Source organism: uncultured Prevotella sp. (assembly GCF_946407605.1).
In the GTDB taxonomy this organism is placed as follows: domain Bacteria; phylum Bacteroidota; class Bacteroidia; order Bacteroidales; family Bacteroidaceae; genus Prevotella.
In genome coordinates this window covers 196,517-218,810 of sequence record NZ_CAMJOS010000003.1, presented here as the reverse complement: position 1 = coordinate 218,810, position 22,294 = coordinate 196,517, and the positions used below count along the sequence as shown (strand labels likewise).

The following is a 22,294-nucleotide window of genomic DNA, read 5'->3' as shown; positions in this document are numbered from 1 at the left end:
TAACAAAAGAGGGTTCAAAGGTACTAAAAAAGGGTTAAAAATTAAAAAAGTGAAAAGGTAAAACACCGTACGTTTGCATTATTTAACGTTTAACGGCGTTTTACCCTTATTCTTTATTAGCTTTGACCTATAGTCTTTATATCAGTCTCTTGTGCCTAAAGAACCACCATGCGGCACCTGAAACACCTACTGAGATGATGAGTGCGCAGATAAATCCATAACCACTTTCCTCCATGCCGTTGACCAGGTTCATACCGAAAAGTGAGGCGATAAGCGTGGGGAACATCATGATAATGGTGACGGAGGTCAGCGTACGCATCACCGTATTCATGTTGTTGTTGATGATGCTGCTGTAGGTATCCATCGTCGACTCCAAGATGTCGGAGTAGATGCTGGTAGTCTCACGGGCCTGTGCCATCTCGATATTGACGTCCTCAATCAGGTCGGCATCCAATTCGTCGATTTGGAGTTTGAACTTCAACTTCGACAGCAGCGTCTCATTGCCACGGATAGAGGTCTGGAAGTAGGTCAGCGAGTCCTGCAGGCGACTCAGACCTATCAGGCTCTCGTTGTTCACATCCTGATCCAGATTACGCTTAGCCTTATCGATGAGCGAGTTAATCTGCTTCAGTCGCTTCAGGTACCACACCGCACTGGAAAGGAACAGACGGAAAATCATATCCACATGGTCGGTGAAACCCACGCTGCGCTTCTGCTGATAACTCACGAAATCGATCATCATATTCGTTTCGTAGTAACAAACGGTGATGGTCACATCGCGCTTATGGATAATACCGAGAGGCACGGTGGTATAAGGCGTGCGGGAGCGTACCTCCTTGACATAGGGAATACGCAGGATGATGAGCATCCATCCATCGTCATACTCATAACGGGCACGCTCATCGGTATCGCTGATATCACTGATGAAATAGTCGGGTATGCCGAACTTGCTTTCCAGTTCGCGCTGGTCATCTTCGGTCGGACACGTCACCTGTATCCAACAATTGGACTGCCACTCTGTGAGCTGGCTCAGTCCCCCTTGGGTGTTCCAGTAGGTCTTCATTGTGCTAATCCGTAAAAATAATTACTAATTACTAATTACTAATTAATCGCGGCAAAGGGATTAGCAGCCTTGCTCGCTATCCCCCAGCCTAACAATTGTTACTATTCGCCGGGTAATCGTCCATAATTTTGTTACTTTTTGGTTATTTCGGGTGCAAAGGTACGAATAAGCGAGCAAAAAACCAAAATATATTTTAGTTTTTTTCAAGCGAAAGTACTTTCTTGCGTCCCGTTGGTAGCAAGCGTCACCCTTCGGGATGCCGAGCGCGACGCAGTCAAAGGTAATAAAAAAAGGTAAAAGTGAAAAACGAAAAGTGAAAAATTTGCTGCCGCCCGTTGTTTTTTTCTTTTTTGCATCAAGGCAGCAGCAAATTAATTATTCACTTTTGACTATTCTCTTTCCTCCTTCCACTTTTCTCTTTCCTCTTTTTACTTTTTCTCAGGAATGTCCTCGAGCGTTTTCTTCAGCAACTGCCAGAAGGGAGCAACAGTAGCGATAAGGGCACGCTCATTGGTGGTGTGAGGCGACTTCATCGTAGGACCGAGGCTGACGACATCGAGCCAGGGGTACTTGCCCAAGATGACAGAGCACTCCAATCCGGCATGGTCTACCTGAATGATACCATCCTCGCCAAACAGTTCCTTATACTCTTTTAATAAGAGGTGTAGAATCTCTGAGTCGGGGTTAGGATCCCAGCCGCCATAACTGCCGGCAGTCTCTACCTTCATGCCTGCCATAGAGAAGCAGCTCTCCAGCATCTTGACCACGTAGTCCTTCATATCCTCACGACTTGAACGGGCCAGAATCTTAATAGTAGCCTTACCACCTTCGATGTCGATAATAGCGAGGTTTGAACTGGTCTCCACCACATTGGGATAGGCAGGGATAAAGCGGATGACGCCATCGTGACAGGCGTAGATAGCATCGATGAGGTTGTCCTGCAGTTCTACAGGAACCTGCACCTTCGGTGTTGCCACCTCCTCTACGATAATCTCGACACCCTGCGGCTCGATGAGCTTGAACTCATCATTGAAGGTTTCCTTCCAGTCCTCGGCCAGTTCCTTCAGTGCCTCAACATTCTCCTTTGGCAGTGTCAGTATGGTCTCTGCCTTGAAGGGGATGGCGTTGCGCATATTACCACCATGCCATACAGCCAGACGGGCATCCAGCTCTTCAATAGCCTCGCGCACCATCTGCACCATCAGCTTGTTGGCGTTGGCACGACCTTCGTGAATCTCCAGACCAGAGTGTCCACCACGCAAGTTCTTTACTGTCAGACGCAGGGCAGCATCCTCTGGGTCGGTATCTACCTCTTTATAATCGATGGTAGCAGAAACATTGATACCACCGGCACTTCCAATGACGAACTTACCCCAGTGTTCTGAGTCAAGGTTCATCAGTATATCGCCCTGCAACTCACCCTCGGGCAGGTCGTTGGCACCATACATACCCGTCTCCTCATCGGCAGTGATAAGGGCATCGATAGGTCCGTGCTTCAGGGTCTTATCCTCCATGATAGCCATGATGGCAGCGACACCCAGACCATTGTCGGCACCCAGAGTGGTACCCTTGGCTTTCACCCACTCACCATCAATCCAAGGCTGGATGGGGTCGGTCTCAAAGTTATGAGTACTCTCGGGGGTCTTCTGTGGCACCATATCCATGTGGGCCTGTAGAATGACACCTTTCTTATTCTCGTAGCCAGGGGTGGCGGGCTTGCGGAAATGAATATTACCGGCAGGATCCTTCACGGCATATACGCCAACCTGCTTTCCGAAGTCAACCAGGAACTGCTGGATTTTGTCGAGATGTCCACTGGGACGGGGTACCTGTGTCAGTGCATAGAAATTCTTCCAGATGCACTCGGGCTGAAGTTTCTGAATTTCGTTCATAGTTTTATTCTGTTAAATATTGGTTTTTGTCATTAACGCGGCAAAGATACGAAAAAAAATCGACACTCCAAGCCTTTTCGTCATAATTTAGTCTAAATATTCGCTCATACTTTCACAATAATACTACCATTATATCTACTTTTCAAGTTTTTTTCTTATTTTTGCAACAAAAAAATACCATATTGTTATGAACAGAACCCTAAAACTCATCTTCCTACTATCTGTGATAGCCACTATTCAGACCTTTGCGCAACCCCTCTACGTAGGGTCTTACAACATTCGCTATCAGAACAATGACGACAACAAAAACGGTAACAGCTGGACACAGCGTTGCCCCGTGGTTTGCAGTCAAATCAACTTCGAACACCCCGACATCTTTGGTGCACAGGAGGTGCTCCATCCACAGCTGTGCGACATGCTGAAACATCTCGACGGCTACGACTATATCGGCGTGGGACGCGACGACGGCAAGCAGAAAGGCGAGTATGCTGCCATCTTCTTCGACAACAAGAAGGTGAAGCTTGTGGACAGCGGACACTTCTGGCTCTCAGAGACACCCGAGAAGCCTAGTCTGGGATGGGATGCCGCCTGTATCCGCATCTGTACTTGGGGGTTGTTTGAGAAAAACGAAGAGGGACTGCGGTTCTACTTCTTCAACCTTCACATGGACCACGTAGGGGTGAAGGCCCGCCGCGAGGCTGCCAAGCTGGTGGTAGAACGCATCAAGCAGCTATCAGGCGGCACGACACCGGTGGTACTGACTGGCGACTTCAACGTGGACCAGAGCGACGAGATTTACCGCATCTTTACACTGTCGGGACTCATCGACGCCTACACCGCCACCCGCCTGCGCTTTGCTGAGAATGGCACCTTCAACGCCTTTCATCAGGAGGGTAAGACTAATAGCCGCATTGACCATGTATTCGTTTCCAAACAGTTCTCTGTGGACCGTTACGGCATACTCACCAACACGTACTGGGCCGACAAGCAACGCCTGCCCTCCGATCACTATCCCGTATTCGTGCGTCTGAACATTGACCCATCACCTGTCACCAATCACCCATCACCTGTCACCCTTCACCTGTCACCCTTCACCCTTCACCCTTCACAATCAGTCAACCCGATGATTGGCACTGGCGGTCACGGTCATGTTTTTTTAGGAGCCAACGTGCCCTTCGGCTTTGTGCAATTAGGACCCACCAACCGCAAGGACGGCTGGGACTGGTGCTCAGGCTATCACTATAGCGACTCGGTCATCATCGGCTTCAGTCACCTACACCTCAGCGGTACGGGCTGCGCCGACCTGGGCGACATTGCCTTCCTGCCCATCACCGAGGGCTCACAGCAGAGCGTCACCTTCTCACACCAACAGGAACACGTGCGACCTGGTTATTACGATGTCACACTCAACAACGGCGTCCGCGTGGAACTCACGGCTACCGAACGTACTGGTATGCACCGCTATACGCTACCTGCCACCACGAAAAATGGCTACCTGCGCCTCGACCTGCAGCAAGGCATCGGCTGGGACGAAGCCACTGCTGCCAGAACATTTCAGCAGGACGCTACCACCATCTGCGGCTTTCGCTTCTCTAAAGGTTGGGCCAACGACCAGAAGGTGTTTTTCGTGGCTGAGTTCTCAAAGCCTGTCAAGATGATAAGTCGCCACACGACAACCATCACCAAATCGGACGACAAGACCACGATAAATGTCAATGACGTAGGTCCCTGGATGATTAGCTACAAAGCCGACAGCGAACCGCTGCTGATGCGTGTGGGACTCTCTGCCGTCAGCATCGACGGGGCACGGGCCAACCTGCGGGCTGAGCAGACTGGCTGGGACTTCGACGGTGTAGTGGCCCAGGCCGAACGCAAATGGGACGAGCAGTTGCAGAAGATACAGGTAACTGGCGGCACACCTGACCAGCGCACCATCTTCTATACCGCCCTGTATCACACCATGACAGCGCCCTCGGTGTTCTGTGATGTCGATGGACAGTATCGTGGCTCCGACGGCAAGGTACATCAGGGCGACTATGTGAACTACACCACCTTCTCGCTGTGGGACACCTATCGAGCTGCCCATCCTCTGATGACACTCATACACCCCGAACGCCAGGAAGATATTGCCAAGACGATGATCAACATCTGGCGACAGCAGGGCAAGTTGCCCGTGTGGCACCTCATGGGCTGCGAGACCAACTGCATGGTGGGTAATCCTGCCATTCCTGTGTTGGCTGACCTGGTTTTGAAAGGACTCACCACCCAGCGCCAACAGGCTTTCGAGGCAATGAAAGCCTCTGCCATGCTCGACGAGCGCGGTCTGGCGCTGCTCAAGGAGTATGGCTATATCCCTTGCGACCTGTTCAGCGACAACGAGACCGTAGGCCGAGGCTTGGAATATGCACTGGCAGACTGGTGCGTGGCACGTGTGGCCGAACAGTTAGGCATGACTGCCGATCAGCAGTATTTCGACCAGCGGGCACAGAGCTATCGCCAGTATTTCGACCCCGTCACTGGTTTTATGCGCGGAAAGGACAGTCACGGCAACTGGTCGTTCTCTCAAACCTCCTCCACCTTCAACCCATTCCACTCTTCCCCCAAGAACCGCGACTATACCGAGGGCAATGCCTGGCAATACACATGGCTCGTACCTCACGACCCACACGGTCTGGCATCACTCTTCGGCTCTGAGCAGCGCTTCATCGCCAAACTAGACTCGCTATTCATCGTCGAGGGCGACCTGGGCGAGGAGGCACCACCCGACATCTCCGGTCTCATAGGTCAGTATGCCCACGGCAATGAGCCCAGTCACCATGTGCTCTACCTTTATAATTATGTAGGACAGCCCTGGAAAGGTGCCCGTCTCATTCGACGCACCCTCAGCGAGCTGTATCACAACGCCCCCGACGGTCTGAGCGGTAATGAGGACGTGGGACAGATGTCGGCTTGGTATATCCTCTCGGCCATGGGTATATATCAGGTGGAGCCCGCTGGCGGAAAATATGTCTTCGGTACCCCACTATTCCCCGAGGTCACCATGCAGGTAGGCAATGGCAAGACCTTTACCATTCGAGCCCGCAACGTCAGCGACGAGAACATCTACATCCAAAGCGCCAGCCTCAACGGCATGCCCTACACCCGTTCCTATATCATGTATCAGGACATCGTCAGCGGTGGTACCCTCGAATTTCAGATGGGACCCAGCCTTCTGACTTCGGCACAAAGACCGGTTCGCCTGGCAAAACACGCTCTTTGGCGAACTGGTACTGAAGCTTATGGCTGAGGGGAAGACATCGCTTTTGAATAATCTTTAGTAAACATCAGGCGCAGCCAGGCCCATACGCCTAACAGTACCACCAGCATGGTCTGAACGGTATGTACGATGAGCACGAACCACAGGGCGCGTTCATCTACCACACCATAGAGTATCAGCATGGTCTTCACGGCAAAATGCCAGGGGCCTGCGCCATTAGGCGTAGGCACTATCACCGCTATGCTACCCACCACAAAGGTCACCAGCGCACAGCCCAGACCCAAGTCGGCGGTAAAGTCGAAACAGAAGAAGGTGAGGTAGTAATGCAGGAAATAACACACCCAGATAGCTACCGAAAAAAACAGGAACAGCGGTACGTTCTTCACATTCTTCAGCGACATCACGCCCTCCCAGATGCCATGCAGCGTCATCTTCACCTTATTATATATAGAGAGACGACGTAACAGCAGGTGCAACAGCACCAGGGCAGCCACGCCGCAGATGGCAGTCACTAGATAGCCCGTGGGCGAGAACTTCTGCAGGATGGTGTCCATGCTCGTACCTGTTCGCTCAAAGAAGGTACCGAACACACTCAGCTGAAACAGCAACGTCAGTCCTGTGAGAGCTCCCATCAGCAACGTATCGATGGCACGTTCTGTCACCACCGTGCCCAATGCCTTGGGAAACGAGATGCCGTCCCAGCGCTTCAGCACGCCACAGCGTGTAAACTCACCAATACGGGGGATGACCAGCGATACAGCATAACTCAGGAAGATAGAGTATATCGCCACAGACGTACGAGGCTTCTCGCCCAGTGGTTCCAGCGTCTGTCGCCAGCGCCAACCACGACACATCTGTGCCAATATGCCGAAGGGGAAACTGAGCAGCATCCACGTCCAGTTCATCTCGTGCATCATCACGTGCTCTATGCGTTCCCAGTCCTCTCCGCGATACATCCAATACAGTATGGCACCGCCCAGTATGAGCGGCAACAGTATCTTCGCTATGGTCTGCAAATATTTCATTCGGATTGCAAAGGTACAAATAAGTGAGCAAAATGCAAAAGGAAAGAAAGAAAAATGATTATTTTCTTTGCAATTCCTTCAACTTTGACTATCCAACCTATTTTCTGATTATCTTTCGGACAGTTCCCTTTGCATCACGTACGATGTCAATCCTACCAATACGATAGAGCAACTGATGAGCAGCACCCGTTGTCAATTCGTCCATTCCCGTAGTATTTGTTACAGCGAAATCGAACGAGGCCAAACCTCCCGTAACAGCCATATTCGTAATCGGCTTTGACATGAATGTTGTGCCGTCAATATTCTCATGATTCAAAGTAGCAGCAGGTGTTGACGTGTTGGTCAGCGAATCGTTCTCTTGATAAGGATAGGGCCATCCTGCATTAAAATATACACTATTCATGGCATTGGCATGGAAAAGTTCATAACGCTTACGGCTGGAAGAGTTGGTAAAAGTAGTTGTACTTATCCATATAGAGGGGTCAAAGTCAATATGGAAGACAAGGATGCCACTGCCAGGAAGACTGGCGTCCCACCCTATCGGCTGACGGTTCTCCACGATGTAATACTCACTCTCACATCCGTCATTACGGATAAGAAATGCCCTACCCTCTTCTGCCAATGCAGACATATCAGTTATCGTTGTTGTCTTTTCCAATTCTACAGGCGTTAGCCACCCCATCAACCAACGTTCATGGGCAGAATAGCCGCAAGGCAGGAAACCATTACAATTGTTGTTACCAAAGTCCATGAGATCCCATTCTCCCACAGTTTTTGCACCACTATCATTATAAAAGTCGGGGAATCCGAAGCAATGGGTATATTCGTGACAGATGGTACCAAAAGAGCTGTAGTTTTCATATTTTGCTAACTCGTTAATGGCACAGTAGCAGTCAACCAGATAGTTATTATCGCCAGCAGAAACAGGAATAGGATCACAATGGACGTCCTCTTGGAGGTCCTTCAAATGTTCACTCATCCACCATTGGTGCGGCCATATCAGATCAGTGCCAGAGGTTTCGTGCAGGCCGTAACCAGGATAGACGACAAGCAGCTGGTTAATATAACCATCACCATTCCAGTCATACATCCCCCAGTCGATGTCGCGTGTCTTCAGTATGTCCACAATGTCACTTATCAGATACTGTGAGTTCTCATCATGCTCCTCTGTACTGGCATACTTCTTGGCATTGCCATTAACCTGCACATACGCCAAATCGAAGACGATGTTGAATTCACCATAACTCTGGGCAAGGAAATAATCGTGGACGGAACCCTTGAACGAACCCTCTATATAATTCTCGGCATTGAAAATCTTATCCCACTTCTCCATCGTGGCAACCTCATCATCTGTGAACGAACGGTCATTGAACGCCACAAGTACAGTCAGCTGGTGACGCTCACCATGATAATAGTCACCACCAGGTGTTCTGCCCTGACTGCCTCCACGGCGAAGATGAACAGGACGTGGTGTGCCACGACGACACCCTTGCAGCGATATGTTTTCCTGTGCAATAGCTGACAGCGTAACCAGCGACAGCAACAAGCTGACAAAGACTAATCTGTAATTTCTCATTATTATCAATTAGCAGTTGATAGACAACTGTGACATCTCACATATTTGATGCAAAGATAGCGATAATTCAGCTTTCATTTGTATTATTGTGCTTAGTTTTAAGCCTTTTTATATAATATGCGGAAATTATTTGGTGCTTTATTTTTTTATTTGTAAATTTGCACCAAACAAAACAAATGAAACAAGTAAGACCAAAGAAAAACCTGGGTCAGCACTTCCTGACTGACCTATCGATAGCGAAGCGCATTGCCGACACGGTGGATGCCTGTCCAAATATTCCAGTACTGGAGGTAGGCCCTGGCATGGGCGTGATGACGCAGTATCTGGTGGAGAAACCACGACCTTTCAAGGTGGTGGAGATTGACCGCGAAAGCGTGGAGTACCTGAAGCAAACTCTGTTTAAGGAAAGCGCAGAAAAATCACAATCACAGATTATAGAGGGCGACTTCCTGCGGATGGACCTGAGAGAGGTGTTTGACGGTCAGCAGTTTGTGCTGACAGGCAACTACCCCTATGACATCTCATCGCAGATATTCTTTAAGATGCTGGACAACCGCGACCTGATACCCTGCTGTACTGGCATGATTCAGCACGAGGTGGCAGTACGCATGGCCTCGCAGCCTGGCAACAAGCAGTATGGCATACTGAGTGTGTTGATTCAGGCGTGGTACGACGTGGAGTATTTGTTCACCGTAGAGCCCAACGTATTTAACCCGCCACCCAAGGTGCAGAGTGCGGTGATTCGCATGACACGTAACAAGGTGGAGAAACTGGGATGCGACGAGGAACTGTTTAAACGCGTGGTAAAGACGGCGTTTAACCAGCGACGGAAGATGTTGAGAGTGTCACTGCGCCAGATGATGACGACCAAGGAACTGCAGGCAATTACGGATTCCAGATTCGCCACTTTGAGACCCGAACAACTGTCGATAGCAGAATTCGTAGAATTGACAAATTTGATAGAAAATGCGTTGTGTGCGAACACAAGGCCTTGATTTTCGTCAATAATAATGCCTTTTTCATACAAAATACGACGAAAGTTGATACAACCTATCGATTTTCGTCGTAACTTTGCATCGTCAAAAAGAAACAAGCGATCTTCAATAGAGTTAGTTAGTTAATTAGGTAAAAGATTGAGCCTTGTGAAAGGCAAGAGAAAGTATAGAAAGAGTTAGTAAATGTTCAATAGGTTAGTTAGTATTTTTAGGTTAGATTGTTTTAGGTAAGTAGGTATTAGTAAGGTAAACTGAAAAGATTTGTTGAAGGGTAACAAAAGTAGAAAAAAGGTTTTTAGTTATTAATATCGTAAGAAAATGCAGGCTAGGTTGTGAAACCACGGCCTGCTTTCTTTTTGTGTGACCTTAATAAATCTGTGTGCTAAGGATACGGACATCCTCCACAGGACGATCATAGTCGTCGGTGTAGACCTTCTGGATGCGCTCCACAACAGCGAGTCCCTCAACGACCTCACCAAACACGGTGTACTGCCCATCGAGATGGGGCGAGCCACCAGTTTTCTTATAATCCCAGAACATCTCCGACGACATCGTAGTCTTACCATCAGTAGCATCGAGCACCTTCTGTTGAATAGTCTCGAGCTCCTTGGTGGAATAATTCTTGCCCCAGACGATATAGAACTGACAACCGCTGGAGCGACGCTCAGGATTAGATTTGTCACCCTCGCGAGCCATAGCCACAGCACCACGACGGTGGTAATGCTTGGGCACAAGGAATTCTGGCTGTAGCGTATAGTCCACATCGCCCTCACCCAGCGTGGCACCAGGTTCTGCATGACGGCTCTGAGGGTCGCCAGTCTGAATCATGAAACTCTTGATGACGCGATGAAACAGCAGTGAATCATAAAAGTGCTCGCTGACCAGCTTTAGGAAGTTGTCACGATGAATGGGGGTGTCATCATAGAGGGCTATGCGGATGTCACCCTCAGTGGTGTGCAACAGCACTTGCTTCTGCTGGGCCGAGACAGGCGTAATCCCGAGAAGGCACAACAGGAAGAGAATACTAGAAAAAAGTTGTCGTGGGTTCATACTTTATGAAGAATTTAAGAATTATGAATTCTTTGGTTTGACAATGAGTTTCTCGTTCCATCTACCGAAGAACAGACGGCCGAGGAACATCAGGCCTCGGAAAGTGAGCTCGATGGCCATGGCCAGCCAGACACCCTTGAGACCGTAATCCTTTGAGAGCCACCATGCCAGCGTGAGACGTACGCCCCACATGGCCGAAAGACTCATAAAGGCAGGCTTCAGCGTGTCGCCAGCACCTATAAACACGCCATTGCAGACGATGGCAGCAGCAAACATCGGCTCGGCCCAAGCCTCGATACGCAACACCTGTGTGCCCTGCTCCACCACCTCTTCCACAGGCGACATGATCATCATCAGCTCGGGAGCAAAGATCCACATCAGCACACCCATCAGCGTCATCACCGTGATGCCCAGTCCTACCGACATACGCGCCAGACTCTTAGTGAGCACCTTCTGTCCGGCACCTATACCCTGCCCCACCAGCGTTGTGGCAGCCTCAGCAATGCCGAAGCCCGGCATATAACACAGGCTCTCTACGGTGATGGCCAGCGAGTGCGATGCCAAGGCGATGGTACCTAATGGCGCCACAATCAGGGTACTCACAATCTGTGCACCACCCATCAGCATGTGCTGCAGACCCATCGGGGCACCAATCTTAAAGGCCGTGCCCACCGTGTCACTCTTAGGTTTGAACGAACCTGGATGTCCCTTCAGACAGAGCATATCACTACGCACCAGCAGGAACCAGAGCATCAGGCAGGCCGTAATAAGCTCTGCCAGACCAGTGCCAATAGCGGCTCCCATCACACCCAGGTCGAGCATATATATAAAGATGTAATTAAAGGCCACATCCATCACACACATGCCAATGTTCAACATCGACGGGATCTTCATGTTACCTGAGCACTTCAACATGGAGCCTGCCAGACCTTCCATCTGGAAGAAGATGCCTGCCAGTCCGATGATGGCGAAATAAACCGAGGCATCGTGGGCTATATCCTCACCTCCACCCAGCCAATAAGGCAGGAAAGGACTGATGCCCAGACAGATAGCACTCATCATAAAGCTCCATAACAGACAGCACACCAACGACTGGCGTAGCACCCGACGCGCTGCGGTGAAGTCGTTGGCACCAATGAAATGTGCCACCTGTACGGAGAAACCCATCGACGCCGCTGAGGCCAGTCCACCCATCAGCCATCCCGTGGTCTCTACCACACCGATAGCTGCCGAGGCCTTGGCACCCAGGTGTCCCACCATCGATGCATCGATGAAGAACATGATGGTGGCTGATATCTGAGCCAGGATAGAGGGAATAGAAAGTTGCACGATGAGTTGCAACTTCTCGCGTTGCTTCATCGTGCGTCCTGTCCTTATGTAAGAGAGCAAATCGCGGCTCATGAAAACACTTGAAACTAAATCTCAGCAAAGATAAGCTATTTCCTCGATATAGCCAAACGTTTTTCGGAATTTTGACATTCATTTCAGTTTTTCATGCCATAGTGGGACATAATGTGAAGGAAACGAAACATATTGGAAATCGGAATACGTGTATTTTTACTACCTTTGCAGTCGAAATACAAAAACCTTTAAAATATTAAATATGAAGAAACTTGTTTTACTTGCGTTCTCATTGGCTGCCACACTCACAGTCAATGCACAGAACCCCTACCTGCCTTTGTGGGAACACTTGCCCGACGGCGAGCCCCGCGTGTTTGAAGACCCTGACCAGCCAGGAAAGTTAAGAGCTTACATCATCGGCTCACACGACGTGAATGGCTCTGCTTATTGTGGTCCTGACATCCGCATGTGGTCGGCACCCGTTGAAGACCTCAGCCAGTGGCGCGACGAGGGTCCTATCTTCACATGGTTCGTCAGCGGACAGTGGGACACGATGTACGCTCCCGACCTGGTATGCACCGTTGACCGTAACACAGGTAAGAAGACCTACTGGCTCTACCCCCACTCTCGTGGCTGGCGTCGCACGCCGATGGTATGTAAGGGCGACCGTCCCAATGGTCCCTTCGTGCCGGTGAACCTCACCGAGGACGGCACACAGTGTCTGCCGGGCTCACTCATCGACTTCGACCCCTCAGTGTTCATCGAGACGATTACTGACAAGAAAGACAAGGACTACGACAAGGGCTATCGCGCCTATGTGTTCTACGGCTTCCAGCACTCTACAGCTGTTGAGTTGGACCAGAACACCATGTATTCAAAGCGCGAGGGCACAGAGCCTATCGACCCGTTCATCCCTGCCAGCAGTGCCGATGGTCGTCTGCTTGACAAGGCAGGCAGCGAGTATAAGGCCCTCTATCAGGGACAGAACCCGCTGGACTTCAACTTCTTCGAAGCTTCGTCTATCCGTCAGGTTGGCAATAAATATGTGATGGTGTTCTCTGGCTATTCTGGCAAGGAGTACGGCCTGGGCAACACGAACTCAGCCCTGCGTTATGCCTTTGGCGACTCTCCTCTGGGCCCCTGGCGCTCTGGTGGCGTGCTGGTTGACTCACGTGGTGTGGTTCTCAACGAGGACGGCTCTAAGCTCATCACCACCAATGCCGCTCACAATACCCACGGCTCGCTGCAGGAGATCAATGGCCAGTGGTACGTGTTCTATCACCGTCCTCCCCGTGGCTTTGGCAATGCCCGTCAGCCCATGGTGGCTCCTGTGAAGATCACATGGGACAAGAAACCAGTGGCAAAGGGTGGCGTGGTGAAGATCACTGCCTACGACCCCTATACTAAGGATAATGTGTGGACTGCCAAGGCCAGCGACGGTAATGAATATACGGGTGCCGAGGTGACCAGCGAGGGCTTCCAGATCTTCGGTCTGCCTCCTTACGACTACTACAGTGCAGGTCTCGCCTGCTTCATGTATGGTCCTAACGCCAATCAGTATATGCAGGACAACCACGACGTGTGGAACAACTCCATGGACCTCGCAGGCATTCAGAATGGTGGCATCATCGGCTTCAAGTACTTCGGCTTCGGTGGTCTGGCTCAGGACACCAAGGGCTGTAAGGCTTTCGAGGGCATCAAGAAGGGTGACAACGCCCATCTCTATCTGAACCTCACCAACAGCGGCAAGGGTGCCTTCAAGATTCACGTTAAGCTCGATGATCCTTGGAAGGGTCAGGAGCTCGGTGTCTTCAGCATCGACGAGAAAGTCCCTGTCAACAAGGCAACGACAGTTTCTGTCCTGGTACCCGATGTAGAAGGTCTCACTGGCAAGCACGCCATCTACCTCGTGGCCGATGGTCCCGAGATTCAGCAGCCTGAGCAGCCCCAGGGTCGTCCGCAGTTTGGCGGTGCACGTCGTGGTCCTCAGCAGCCCCAGCGTCCGCAGGGTCTGTTCGACCTTCACGGCATCGGCTTCACTAAGACAGATGCTATGCCTGTAATCTTCGTTCCTGAGCTGACCATCACCGTTGATGGCAAGAAGCTGAACATCCCTGCACAACCCATCATGTCAACCAACCAGAATGGCTATACCGAGTGCAACCACTATCAGCTCTACGCTCCGCTGAAGGCCAATTCCAAGATACAGACTAGCTATGAGAAGGCTCCTAATCTTGTGAAGGTCGAGGTGAGTCCCATTGTCGATGGCCGTGCTACGGTGAAGGCTACCTACAACAAACAGACCAAGTACTTCCTCATCAACTGATGATTCATCAAGTATGCATACAAAGAGGGTGTGTCACAAGGCACATCCTCTTTTTGTGAAGAAAAAAAACCGTTTGTTAAATTCTTCTATTTTTGAATACTTATCATGTCAGTTTCCATTTTTTATGCGTACTTTTGCACCACTTTATTATTATTATAGAGAAAACAAGATGAGATTACAATTTTTGAATAAGGTGAAGACCAGATGGGTATTGCCCGTCTGCCTCATGGCCAGCATGCCCCTGTATGCCCAGAAGCAATGGACCATGCAGGACTGCATTGACTATGCCATGCAGAACAATATCACGCTGCAGAAGGCACGACTCAGTCAGCAATCTGCCGCCGAGGATGTAAAGGGTTCAAAGAGCGCCCTGTTGCCCTCTGTCAGCGCTTCGGCCAACCAGAGCCTGGGCTATCGTCCCTGGCAGGACTCTGGAACTACCACGGTGACCAACGGCATGGTGAACACCAAAATTGACAAGACCTACCTGAATGGCTCTTACTCGCTAAACGCCCAGTGGACGGTGTGGAACGGCAATAAGAACCGTAACAACATCAAACTGAACAAGCTCACTGAGCGTCAGGCAGAGCTGGAGACCGACGTCACAGCCAACAGCATCCAGGAGCGCATCGCCCAGCTGTTTGTGCAAATTCTCTATCTCGACGAGAGCATCAAGGTGAGCAAGGCCAGCCTGGAGACAAGTCAGAAGAACGAGGAGCGCGGTAAGGAAATGCTCGAAGTAGGTAAGATGTCGAAGGCCGACCTGGCACAACTCACAGCACAGCGTGCCACCGACGAATACAACATCGTGGATGCACAGGCACAGCTGGCCGACTATAAGCTGCAGCTGAAGCAGCTGCTCGAGCTCACCAGCGACGAGGCGTTCGATGTGGCAATCCCCAACACCACCGACCAGCAGGCACTGGCCGACATCCCTGCCCTGCCCTCTGTCTATCAGCAGGCGCTGCAGTCACGTCCTGAGATTGAGAAGTCACGCCTCAACATCGAGAGCAGCGACATCAACGTCAAGGTGGCAAAGGCCGGTTGGCTGCCCACACTCAACATGACGGCAGGTGCTACTACCAGCACCAACTCACTGACCAGCACCTCATGGGGCAGCCAGATGAAGACCAACGTCAACACCTCGGCAGGACTCACGCTGAGCATCCCCATCTTCGATGCACGCCAGACGCGTACCTCGGTCAATAAAGCCAAGATACAACAGCAACAGGCACAGCTCGACCTGCTGGACCAGCAGAAGACCCTCTACCAGACCATCGAGGGCTACTGGCAGGATGCTAACACCAACCAGCAGCGCTTCCGTGCTGCGCTGACCACCGTGGAGAGTGAGCAGATGAGCTACGACCTGCTGGAGGAGAAGTTCAACCTGGGTCTCACCAACATCATCGAACTGATGAACGGCAAGGACAAGCTACTGTCGGCCCAGCAGAACAAGCTGCAGTCTAAGTACCAGACCATCCTCAACCAGCAGCTACTGCGCTTCTATGCCGGCGAAAAATAACCCATAAGGCCCATTAGACCCCCAAACCCCATAAGACCCAAAAAACAACAAACGATATGAACAACAAAAAAACATGGATCATCGTGGCAGCCGTTGCTGTCATTGGTATCATCGCCTATCTGACGCTCTCGGGCGACAAGAAGGAGGAGAAGGTAGAGTTTGAGACCGCTCAGGCCGTGATGGGAAACATCCAGACCACCATCACCGCCACAGGAACCATCGAACCCGTGACCAGCGTCACCGTAGGTACGCAGGTCAGCGGCATCGTGTCGAAGCTCTACGTGGACTATAACTCAGTGGTGAAGAAAGGACAGGTCATCGCCGAGCTTGACAAGACCAACCTGACCAGCGAGCTCAACACAGCACGTGCCAACCTGTCGTCGGCACAGAGCACGCTCAACTACGAACAGACCAACTACAGCCGCTACCAGAAGCTCTATGACAAGGGACTGGTGAGTGCTGACGAATACGAGACGGCAAAACTGTCGTACCTCAAGGCCAAGGAACAGGTGAACACCTCACGCGAGAGTGTGCAGAAGGCACAGACCAACCTGGGCTATGCCACCATCACCAGTCCTATCGACGGCGTGGTGCTCTCTAAGGCAGTCGAGGAAGGTCAGACCGTTGCAGCCTCATTCAATACACCTGAGCTGTTTACCATCGCCCAGGACCTCACCGACATGCGTGTCATCGCCGACATCGACGAGGCTGACATCGGCGGCGTAAAGGAGGGACAGCGTGTGTCTTTCACCGTCGATGCCTTCCCCGAGGACCTGTTCCAGGGCAGCGTCACACAGGTGCGTCAGCAGGCTACCACCGAGAGCAACGTGGTAACCTACGAGGTGGTCATCTCAGCACCCAACAACGACCTGAAGCTGAAGCCCGGCCTCACGGCTAACGTCACCATCTTCACACTCGAGAAGAACGACGTGCTCACCGTGCCGGCCAAGGCGCTACGTTTCACCATCAACGATGCACTGCTCTCCGAGGGTCAGACCATCGAAGATATCGAGGCTCCCTCTAAGGTATGGACGCTCGAGGGTAATGTCTTCAAGGCTCATGCCGTAGAGACTGGCACCACCAACGGCATGCTCACCGAGATCACTGGTGGCATCAGCGCTGGCACCGAGGTGCTGGTCGACTTCACCATCAGTGGTGGCGAGGAGCAGGCCGGTCCTCAGCAGCAGGCCCAGAACCCCTTCATGCCCCGTCCACGTAACAACAACCGTCAGCAACAGGGTGGCAACAACCAACAAAGGAGATAATGGAGAAAAAAGTCGTTATTGAACTGCAGAACGTGAAGCGCTACTTCAAGGTAGGCAGCGAAACGGTGAAGGCCCTGCGTGGCGTCTCGTTCAAGATCTACGAGGGCGAGTTCGTCACCATACAGGGTACCTCTGGCTCCGGCAAGTCCACCCTGCTCAACCAGCTGGGCTGCCTCGACACACCCACCAGCGGCGAGTATCTGCTCGACGGCATCTCCGTACGTCAGATGTCAAAGGTGCAGCGCGCCCATCTGCGCAACCGTAAGATTGGCTTCGTGTTCCAGAACTATAACCTGCTGGCCAAGACCACGGCACTCGAGAATGTGGAGCTGCCACTGATGTACAACTCATCGGTGTCGGCCAAGGAAAGGCGCGAGAGGGCCATCAAAGCCCTGCAGGACGTAGGTCTGGGTGACCGCATCTATCATAAGTCCAACCAGATGTCGGGCGGACAGATGCAGCGTGTGGCCATCGCCCGTGCGCTGGTCAACGACCCCGCTGTGCTACTGGCCGACGAGGCTACTGGTAACCTCGACACACGCACCTCGTTCGAGATGCTGGTGCTCTTCCAGGAGCTCTACCGCAAGGGCCACACCATCATCTTCGTGACCCACAACCCCGAGATTGCAGAATATGCCAGTCGCAACATCAACCTGCGCGACGGCAAGATTCGTGAAGATACCGTCAACGAGAATATCAAATCGGCAGCCGAGGCTCTCGCCCAACTGCCAATACCACAAGACGACTAAAGGCTTATGAATATATTAAATCTCTTTAAAGTCAGCCTGAAGGCTGTGGGCAACAACAAGATGCGCTCGTTCCTGTCCATGCTCGGCATCATCATCGGTGTGGCGGCAGTCATCATCATGATGAGTCTCGGGCAGGGCTCCAAGGAAAGCATCCGACAGGAGCTCTCCACCATGGGTACCAACCTTCTCACCATCCGTCCTGGAGCCGATATGCGTGGTGGCGTGCGCCAGGACCCCTCTGCCATGCAGACGCTGAAGATGGCTGACTACCAGCGTATTGAGCGCGAGAAGAAATTTGTGTCGAAGGTGTCGCCCGAGGTTACTGCCTCCGGTCAGGCCATCTACGGCAATAACAACACCACCTCATCGATGTATGGCGAGTCGGTCGATTATTTCGACATCCGTCAGTGGACCATCGAAGAGGGCGAGTGCTTCACCGAGGAGGATATCAAGAAGGCGGCTAAGGTTTGTGTGGTGGGTGCCACCGTTGTCAAGGAGCTCTTTGGCGACAATATCGACCCCATCGGCAAGACCATCCGCTTCAAGTCTATCCCCATGCGTATCATCGGTGTGCTAAAGTCCAAAGGTTATAACTCGTGGGGCATGGACCAGGACAACGTCATCGTGGCCCCCTACACCACCGTCATGAAGCGTATCGCTGCCCAGACCTACTTCTCCAGTATTGTCTGCTCGGCACTCACCGAGGAGCTCACAGATGCAGCCATCGAGGAGCTCACACAGATGCTGCGCGACAACCACAAGTTGAAAGGCGAGGCTGTCGATGACTTCACCATCCGTTCTCAGGCCGAGATGATGGACACCATGTCGAGCACCATGGATACTGTGACCTTCATCCTCGTGGTGGCAGCAGCCTTCTCACTGCTGGTGGCAGGTATCGGCATCATGAACATCATGCTGGTCAGCGTCACCGAGCGTACCAAGGAGATTGGTCTCCGCATGGCGGTAGGCGCCACGGGAGCAGTCATCTCACTGCAGTTCCTCATCGAGGCAGTGCTCATCAGCGTCACCGGTGGTCTGCTCGGCATCCTCGTGGGATGCAGTGCCAGTGCCTTCCTCACGCCACTGTTCGGCATGCCCAGCAGCGTGCCCGCATGGAGCATCTACGTGTCGTTCCTGGTCTGCGTGGCCCTCGGCATCCTCTTCGGCTATTTCCCTGCCGTCAAGGCTGCACGTATGGATCCCATTGAGGCCATCCGCCACGAATAGTCATCAGATGTTCACGGCATAGTCATTTTTGAGCTCGCTCATCACGAAGGTGCTCTCGATAGACGCCACATGCTCTATCTCACCCAGTTTGTTGAGCACAAACTCCTGATAGTGTTTCATATCTCGGGCGCGTACCTTTAGCAAATAATCGTACGCGCCCGAGGTGTTATAGCACTCTGTCACCTCGTCAATCCTGCGGATACGACGGGCAAAGGCATCGGCAATCTCGTGGTTTATCTGTTGCATCTTCACCTTACAGAACACCTGCAGGCCCAGCCCCACCTTCTCGGCATCCACCACCGCCACGTATTTCTTGATATAGCCCTTACGCTCCAGGCGCTTCTGACGTTCAAATACGGGCGTAGGGGTCAGATGCACCGCATCGGCCAGTTCCTTCGTTGTCAACTTCGCATTTCTCTGCAGTGTCCTCAGTATCTGCAGGTCGGTCTCATCAATCTGTTCCATATCTTTTTTCTATTTCCCGCTGCAAAGATACATCATTTTTTCCAAATAAAGAACCAGCGACAGATTTTTTTCCTGCCGCTGGTTCTTTATCAGTAATAGTTGAAACTTTATTCTGAAATATGAACGTCCCAAGGTTCATCCTTGTGAATGTCCTTGTCAAACTTATCAAAAGTTCAGATTTTCTCAAGCGATAAGGAGCGGTGGCATTTATGGCCGATAGCGACAGTTCCGTCATTCTGCTACAGCCATAAAACGAATACCCTTAGCATCCAACTCCTTCTTGCTGATCTTTCCAGACAAGGCCTGCATCCACATACGCCTTACCTCCATAGCCTTTTCCAAAGCCATGGCAGCATTACTCTGTTTGTTTGCATTAGTATTCATAATCACAATATAATTTGATTCTGGGTGCAAAAATAATAATTATTTCTGATATTATTGCAATCTTTATGCCAAAATCTACACTTTTTCTTGCAGTTTTCTTTATTTTCGTGCAAATAATCGTAAGTTTTCGGTGCTATACGTAGAGAGCCGAGGATGCACATCCGCATCCTCGGCTCTCCCTATCTCACCTAAAAAATCTCTGTTCGTTATCGCCAAGGCGAACTTTGAAAAAGCATGTTTTTTATTGTTTTTGCCATTAAAGAGATTGAATCCCTGAAAGGGTAACGGGATAAGTGGAAATCTTATCTGCAAGCTTGCTTGTAAGGAAGATTTGCACTGATGCCGTTAGTACTCTGACAAGAGTACAATCTCTTTAATGGGGTTTTTACGGTTTTTGTTAATACCTCAAAAACTATTTCTGTGATTTCCGTGATTTCTGTGTGACCTTATCATGGTGAAGGGTGAAGGGTGAAAGGTGACGGGAAAATAGTTAATGTTTAATATATCTGTGATTTCCGTGGTATCTGTGTGACATTAATTTACAAATTTTGTATGATTCCCCGTCCAATCCCCGTCAGTTTCTCCATCTGTCGGATAGAAGCCCCATTCTGCAGCAACTGCTTGATGGTTTTCAGGCGTTCATCTTTCGGGAAGGTATTAAACTCATTCCAGTTCGTGGCACTCGTCATCAGTCGCACCATACTCAGCACCTGAGTCTCCGTTGGCTTCGGTGCGCGGTACTCTTTCGGTTCCAGGCACTTCGTCCCCTCAGGCAGTGGTTTACTCAACAATTCCCGCCACTGTTCCGCCGTCAAATCATGACAAGCGTCAGGCTTCTCACACACCATGGGCAGATCACTCCCCAGCCCCACATACTCATGCCAGCTACTCCATGCCCACTCATCCAGCTCCTCCGCATTATCTTTCTGCGTTTTCTGCGCTATCTGCGAGCCCTCAAAATTATCTGTGCTATCTGTGCTATCTGTGTGACCTTCTTTCTGGGAGCCTAAAGATATTTCCTTTCTTTCTTTTATTTCTGCGGGACTTAATAAATCCGTGCTATCTGTGCTATCTGTGTGACCTTCTTTCTGTGATTTCTGTGATTTCTGTGTGACCTCGGAAAACATTTCTTTCTGTGTGACATTTAATCTCACAGGCTCCTGATGCACATACCGCATCACCACCTCCAGTCGCTCATCATCGTTTATCGGCTCACTATAGTACCGTCTGCGGTACAATGGCCCATAGCTGTTGTACTTACTCGAATAGTACCGCGAGTACAACTGCGAGATGCTCTGCATGATCGCGCTCACCTGGTATTTCTCCTCCTTCACGATGAGTCTGAACTGCTTCGGTGTCAGGCAGTAGGCATACGTATGGAAGTATGGTCTGTCCGGCTCGTCATCCTCCGCCCATGCCTCTTTCATCAGCTTTGCCAGATACTCCACAAACACCTGATAATCCTCATCGTCGTGGAACAACTCATTGTTTCCTGCACCCTGTGCCAGCACATGGTACATCCCAATCTTCGATTTCTCACGCTTAATTACTGACATATCTTCCTTCCTTCTTTATCTTGAAAAAATTTTCTTTTATTTCTTTTATTTCTGCGGGACCTTTAAAAAAATCTGTGATATCTGTGATATCTGTGTGACCTTAGAATTCTCTGTGTGACCTTAAATATATCTGCGTTCTCTGCGATATCTGCGAGACCTTAAATCTCTGTGTGACCTTAGAATTCTCCGTGTGATCTCACCTCTTCTAACGCCCTTTCTATTTCTGCGAGAGGCACCTGCCCTCCCCACATCCTATACACATACATCGGAGTGATGCACCCAGGATCCATAGAACCAGACCTTGCCTCCATCTCTATAAACTCCTTCAAACGAGCTACAACATCTTCCATCTTCCTACCTCCTATTTCTGCTATTTCTTTTCTTTGACTTTCCCCTTCGGGCCGTCGAGCTAAACCTTCAGCGGGACTTTAAAAAAAATCTGTGCTATCTGTGCTATCTGTGTGCCCTTAAATAAAATTTCCTTTATTTCTGCGGGACCTTAGAAAAAACTTGCTCTCTGCGGGACCCTCAAAAAAAATTTCCGTGATTTCCGTGATTTCTGTGTGACATTAAAAATATCTGCGTTCTCTGCGATATCTGCG

General features: G+C 50.7%; 18 protein-coding genes. 7 read left to right on the top strand and 11 right to left on the bottom strand.

Translation table 11 applies throughout. From position 1 onward, the window contains the following. Positions 1-136 precede the first annotated feature (136 nt). Together Q0R57_RS02845 and Q0R57_RS02840 are read right to left on the bottom strand one after the other, a co-directional pair. On the bottom strand, positions 137-1,063 hold the full coding sequence (locus Q0R57_RS02845; RefSeq protein ID WP_294743720.1) for a magnesium transporter CorA family protein: 927 nt from the start codon (positions 1,061-1,063) through the stop codon (positions 137-139). Between the two features lie 428 nt (positions 1,064-1,491). Further along, on the bottom strand, positions 1,492-2,955 hold the full coding sequence (locus Q0R57_RS02840) for an aminoacyl-histidine dipeptidase (protein ID WP_294743719.1): 1,464 nt from the start codon (positions 2,953-2,955) through the stop codon (positions 1,492-1,494). A gap of 187 nt (positions 2,956-3,142) precedes the next feature. On the opposite strand from Q0R57_RS02840, the gene Q0R57_RS02835 reads away from it, so the two are divergent. After that, a complete protein-coding gene (locus tag Q0R57_RS02835) occupies positions 3,143-6,241 on the top strand; it encodes a GH92 family glycosyl hydrolase (RefSeq protein WP_294743718.1) in 3,099 nt (1,032 codons plus the stop codon). On the opposite strand, the gene Q0R57_RS02830 is transcribed toward Q0R57_RS02835, so the two are convergent. After that, positions 6,232-7,236: a lysylphosphatidylglycerol synthase transmembrane domain-containing protein gene (locus tag Q0R57_RS02830; RefSeq protein WP_294743716.1), complete on the bottom strand. Its 1,005-nt coding sequence runs from the start codon at positions 7,234-7,236 to the stop codon at positions 6,232-6,234. The genes Q0R57_RS02835 and Q0R57_RS02830 overlap by 10 nt on opposite strands. 97 nt (positions 7,237-7,333) lie before the next feature. Next, positions 7,334-8,812 carry a M6 family metalloprotease domain-containing protein gene (locus tag Q0R57_RS02825; RefSeq protein ID WP_294743714.1) on the bottom strand — a complete coding sequence of 493 codons (1,479 nt, stop codon included), beginning with the start codon at positions 8,810-8,812 and terminating at the stop codon, positions 7,334-7,336. A 176-nt stretch (positions 8,813-8,988) separates the two neighbouring features. Here Q0R57_RS02825 and rsmA point away from each other — a divergent pair, with 176 nt between their 5' ends. Beyond that, positions 8,989-9,807 carry a 16S rRNA (adenine(1518)-N(6)/adenine(1519)-N(6))-dimethyltransferase RsmA gene (rsmA, locus tag Q0R57_RS02820; RefSeq protein ID WP_294743712.1) on the top strand — a complete coding sequence of 273 codons (819 nt, stop codon included), beginning with the start codon at positions 8,989-8,991 and terminating at the stop codon, positions 9,805-9,807. A gap of 366 nt (positions 9,808-10,173) precedes the next feature. Here the strand turns inward: rsmA and Q0R57_RS02815 are convergent, their stop codons facing one another. Then, positions 10,174-10,857, bottom strand: coding sequence for a peptidylprolyl isomerase (locus Q0R57_RS02815; protein WP_294743710.1), 684 nt, complete (start codon positions 10,855-10,857; stop codon positions 10,174-10,176). A 21-nt stretch (positions 10,858-10,878) separates the two neighbouring features. Further along, a complete protein-coding gene (locus tag Q0R57_RS02810) occupies positions 10,879-12,216 on the bottom strand; it encodes an MATE family efflux transporter (RefSeq protein ID WP_294743708.1) in 1,338 nt (445 codons plus the stop codon). Positions 12,217-12,460: 244 nt separating this feature from the next. Here Q0R57_RS02810 and Q0R57_RS02805 point away from each other — a divergent pair, with 244 nt between their 5' ends. The 5 genes from Q0R57_RS02805 (at position 12,461) to Q0R57_RS02785 (ending at position 19,287) form a co-directional block, all read left to right on the top strand. Next, positions 12,461-14,524: a hypothetical protein gene (locus Q0R57_RS02805; RefSeq protein WP_294743706.1), complete on the top strand. Its 2,064-nt coding sequence runs from the start codon at positions 12,461-12,463 to the stop codon at positions 14,522-14,524. Between the two features lie 169 nt (positions 14,525-14,693). Further along, complete coding sequence (locus Q0R57_RS02800; RefSeq protein ID WP_294743703.1) at positions 14,694-16,046, top strand: TolC family protein; 1,353 nt, start codon at positions 14,694-14,696, stop codon at positions 16,044-16,046. 56 nt (positions 16,047-16,102) lie between these two features. After that, positions 16,103-17,311, top strand: a complete 1,209-nt coding sequence (locus tag Q0R57_RS02795) for an efflux RND transporter periplasmic adaptor subunit (protein ID WP_294743701.1) — start codon at positions 16,103-16,105, stop codon at positions 17,309-17,311. Further along, complete coding sequence (locus Q0R57_RS02790) at positions 17,311-18,060, top strand: ABC transporter ATP-binding protein (RefSeq protein ID WP_294743699.1); 750 nt, start codon at positions 17,311-17,313, stop codon at positions 18,058-18,060. The genes Q0R57_RS02795 and Q0R57_RS02790 overlap by 1 nt, the downstream gene beginning before the upstream one ends. Before the next feature lie 6 nt (positions 18,061-18,066). After that, positions 18,067-19,287: an ABC transporter permease gene (locus tag Q0R57_RS02785; protein ID WP_294743697.1), complete on the top strand. Its 1,221-nt coding sequence runs from the start codon at positions 18,067-18,069 to the stop codon at positions 19,285-19,287. Between the two features lie 3 nt (positions 19,288-19,290). Here Q0R57_RS02785 and Q0R57_RS02780 read toward each other — a convergent pair whose 3' ends face one another. From Q0R57_RS02780 to Q0R57_RS02760, 5 genes are all read right to left on the bottom strand, one after another. Continuing rightward, the gene (locus tag Q0R57_RS02780; RefSeq protein WP_294743696.1) at positions 19,291-19,752 is read right to left on the bottom strand and encodes an Lrp/AsnC family transcriptional regulator; all 462 of its coding nucleotides are present in this window, start codon (positions 19,750-19,752) and stop codon (positions 19,291-19,293) included. Continuing rightward, entirely contained in the window at positions 19,739-19,987 is a 249-nt protein-coding gene (locus Q0R57_RS02775; RefSeq protein ID WP_294743694.1) for a hypothetical protein, read from the bottom strand. Before Q0R57_RS02775 ends, Q0R57_RS02780 begins: the two co-directional genes overlap by 14 nt. Continuing rightward, on the bottom strand, positions 19,984-20,136 hold the full coding sequence (locus Q0R57_RS02770; protein ID WP_294743693.1) for a hypothetical protein: 153 nt from the start codon (positions 20,134-20,136) through the stop codon (positions 19,984-19,986). Before Q0R57_RS02770 ends, Q0R57_RS02775 begins: the two co-directional genes overlap by 4 nt. Before the next feature lie 539 nt (positions 20,137-20,675). Continuing rightward, complete coding sequence (locus Q0R57_RS02765; protein ID WP_294743692.1) at positions 20,676-21,692, bottom strand: transposase; 1,017 nt, start codon at positions 21,690-21,692, stop codon at positions 20,676-20,678. Positions 21,693-21,868: 176 nt separating this feature from the next. Further along, positions 21,869-22,042, bottom strand: coding sequence for a hypothetical protein (locus Q0R57_RS02760; RefSeq protein ID WP_294743690.1), 174 nt, complete (start codon positions 22,040-22,042; stop codon positions 21,869-21,871). Between the last annotated feature and the right edge of the window lie 252 nt (positions 22,043-22,294).

Bases quoted from the DNA above. Each gene is read 5' to 3' on its own strand.
- Q0R57_RS02825 (WP_294743714.1), bottom strand. From the start codon at position 8,812: ATGAGAAATTACAGATTAGTCTTTGTCAGCTTGTTGCTGTCGCTGGTT.
- Q0R57_RS02810 (WP_294743708.1), bottom strand. From the start codon at position 12,216: ATGAAGCAACGCGAGAAGTTGCAACTCATCGTGCAACTTTCTATTCCC.
- Q0R57_RS02815 (WP_294743710.1), bottom strand. From the start codon at position 10,857: ATGAACCCACGACAACTTTTTTCTAGTATTCTCTTCCTGTTGTGCCTT.
- rsmA (WP_294743712.1), top strand. From the start codon at position 8,989: ATGAAACAAGTAAGACCAAAGAAAAACCTGGGTCAGCACTTCCTGACT.
- Q0R57_RS02770 (WP_294743693.1), bottom strand. From the start codon at position 20,136: ATGAATACTAATGCAAACAAACAGAGTAATGCTGCCATGGCTTTGGAA.
- Q0R57_RS02775 (WP_294743694.1), bottom strand. From the start codon at position 19,987: ATGACGGAACTGTCGCTATCGGCCATAAATGCCACCGCTCCTTATCGC.
- Q0R57_RS02765 (WP_294743692.1), bottom strand. From the start codon at position 21,692: ATGTCAGTAATTAAGCGTGAGAAATCGAAGATTGGGATGTACCATGTG.
- Q0R57_RS02795 (WP_294743701.1), top strand. From the start codon at position 16,103: ATGAACAACAAAAAAACATGGATCATCGTGGCAGCCGTTGCTGTCATT.
- Q0R57_RS02830 (WP_294743716.1), bottom strand. From the start codon at position 7,236: ATGAAATATTTGCAGACCATAGCGAAGATACTGTTGCCGCTCATACTG.
- Q0R57_RS02800 (WP_294743703.1), top strand. From the start codon at position 14,694: ATGAGATTACAATTTTTGAATAAGGTGAAGACCAGATGGGTATTGCCC.
- Q0R57_RS02845 (WP_294743720.1), bottom strand. From the start codon at position 1,063: ATGAAGACCTACTGGAACACCCAAGGGGGACTGAGCCAGCTCACAGAG.
- Q0R57_RS02805 (WP_294743706.1), top strand. From the start codon at position 12,461: ATGAAGAAACTTGTTTTACTTGCGTTCTCATTGGCTGCCACACTCACA.
- Q0R57_RS02760 (WP_294743690.1), bottom strand. From the start codon at position 22,042: ATGGAAGATGTTGTAGCTCGTTTGAAGGAGTTTATAGAGATGGAGGCA.
- Q0R57_RS02790 (WP_294743699.1), top strand. From the start codon at position 17,311: ATGGAGAAAAAAGTCGTTATTGAACTGCAGAACGTGAAGCGCTACTTC.
- Q0R57_RS02780 (WP_294743696.1), bottom strand. From the start codon at position 19,752: ATGGAACAGATTGATGAGACCGACCTGCAGATACTGAGGACACTGCAG.
- Q0R57_RS02840 (WP_294743719.1), bottom strand. From the start codon at position 2,955: ATGAACGAAATTCAGAAACTTCAGCCCGAGTGCATCTGGAAGAATTTC.
- Q0R57_RS02785 (WP_294743697.1), top strand. From the start codon at position 18,067: ATGAATATATTAAATCTCTTTAAAGTCAGCCTGAAGGCTGTGGGCAAC.
- Q0R57_RS02835 (WP_294743718.1), top strand. From the start codon at position 3,143: ATGAACAGAACCCTAAAACTCATCTTCCTACTATCTGTGATAGCCACT.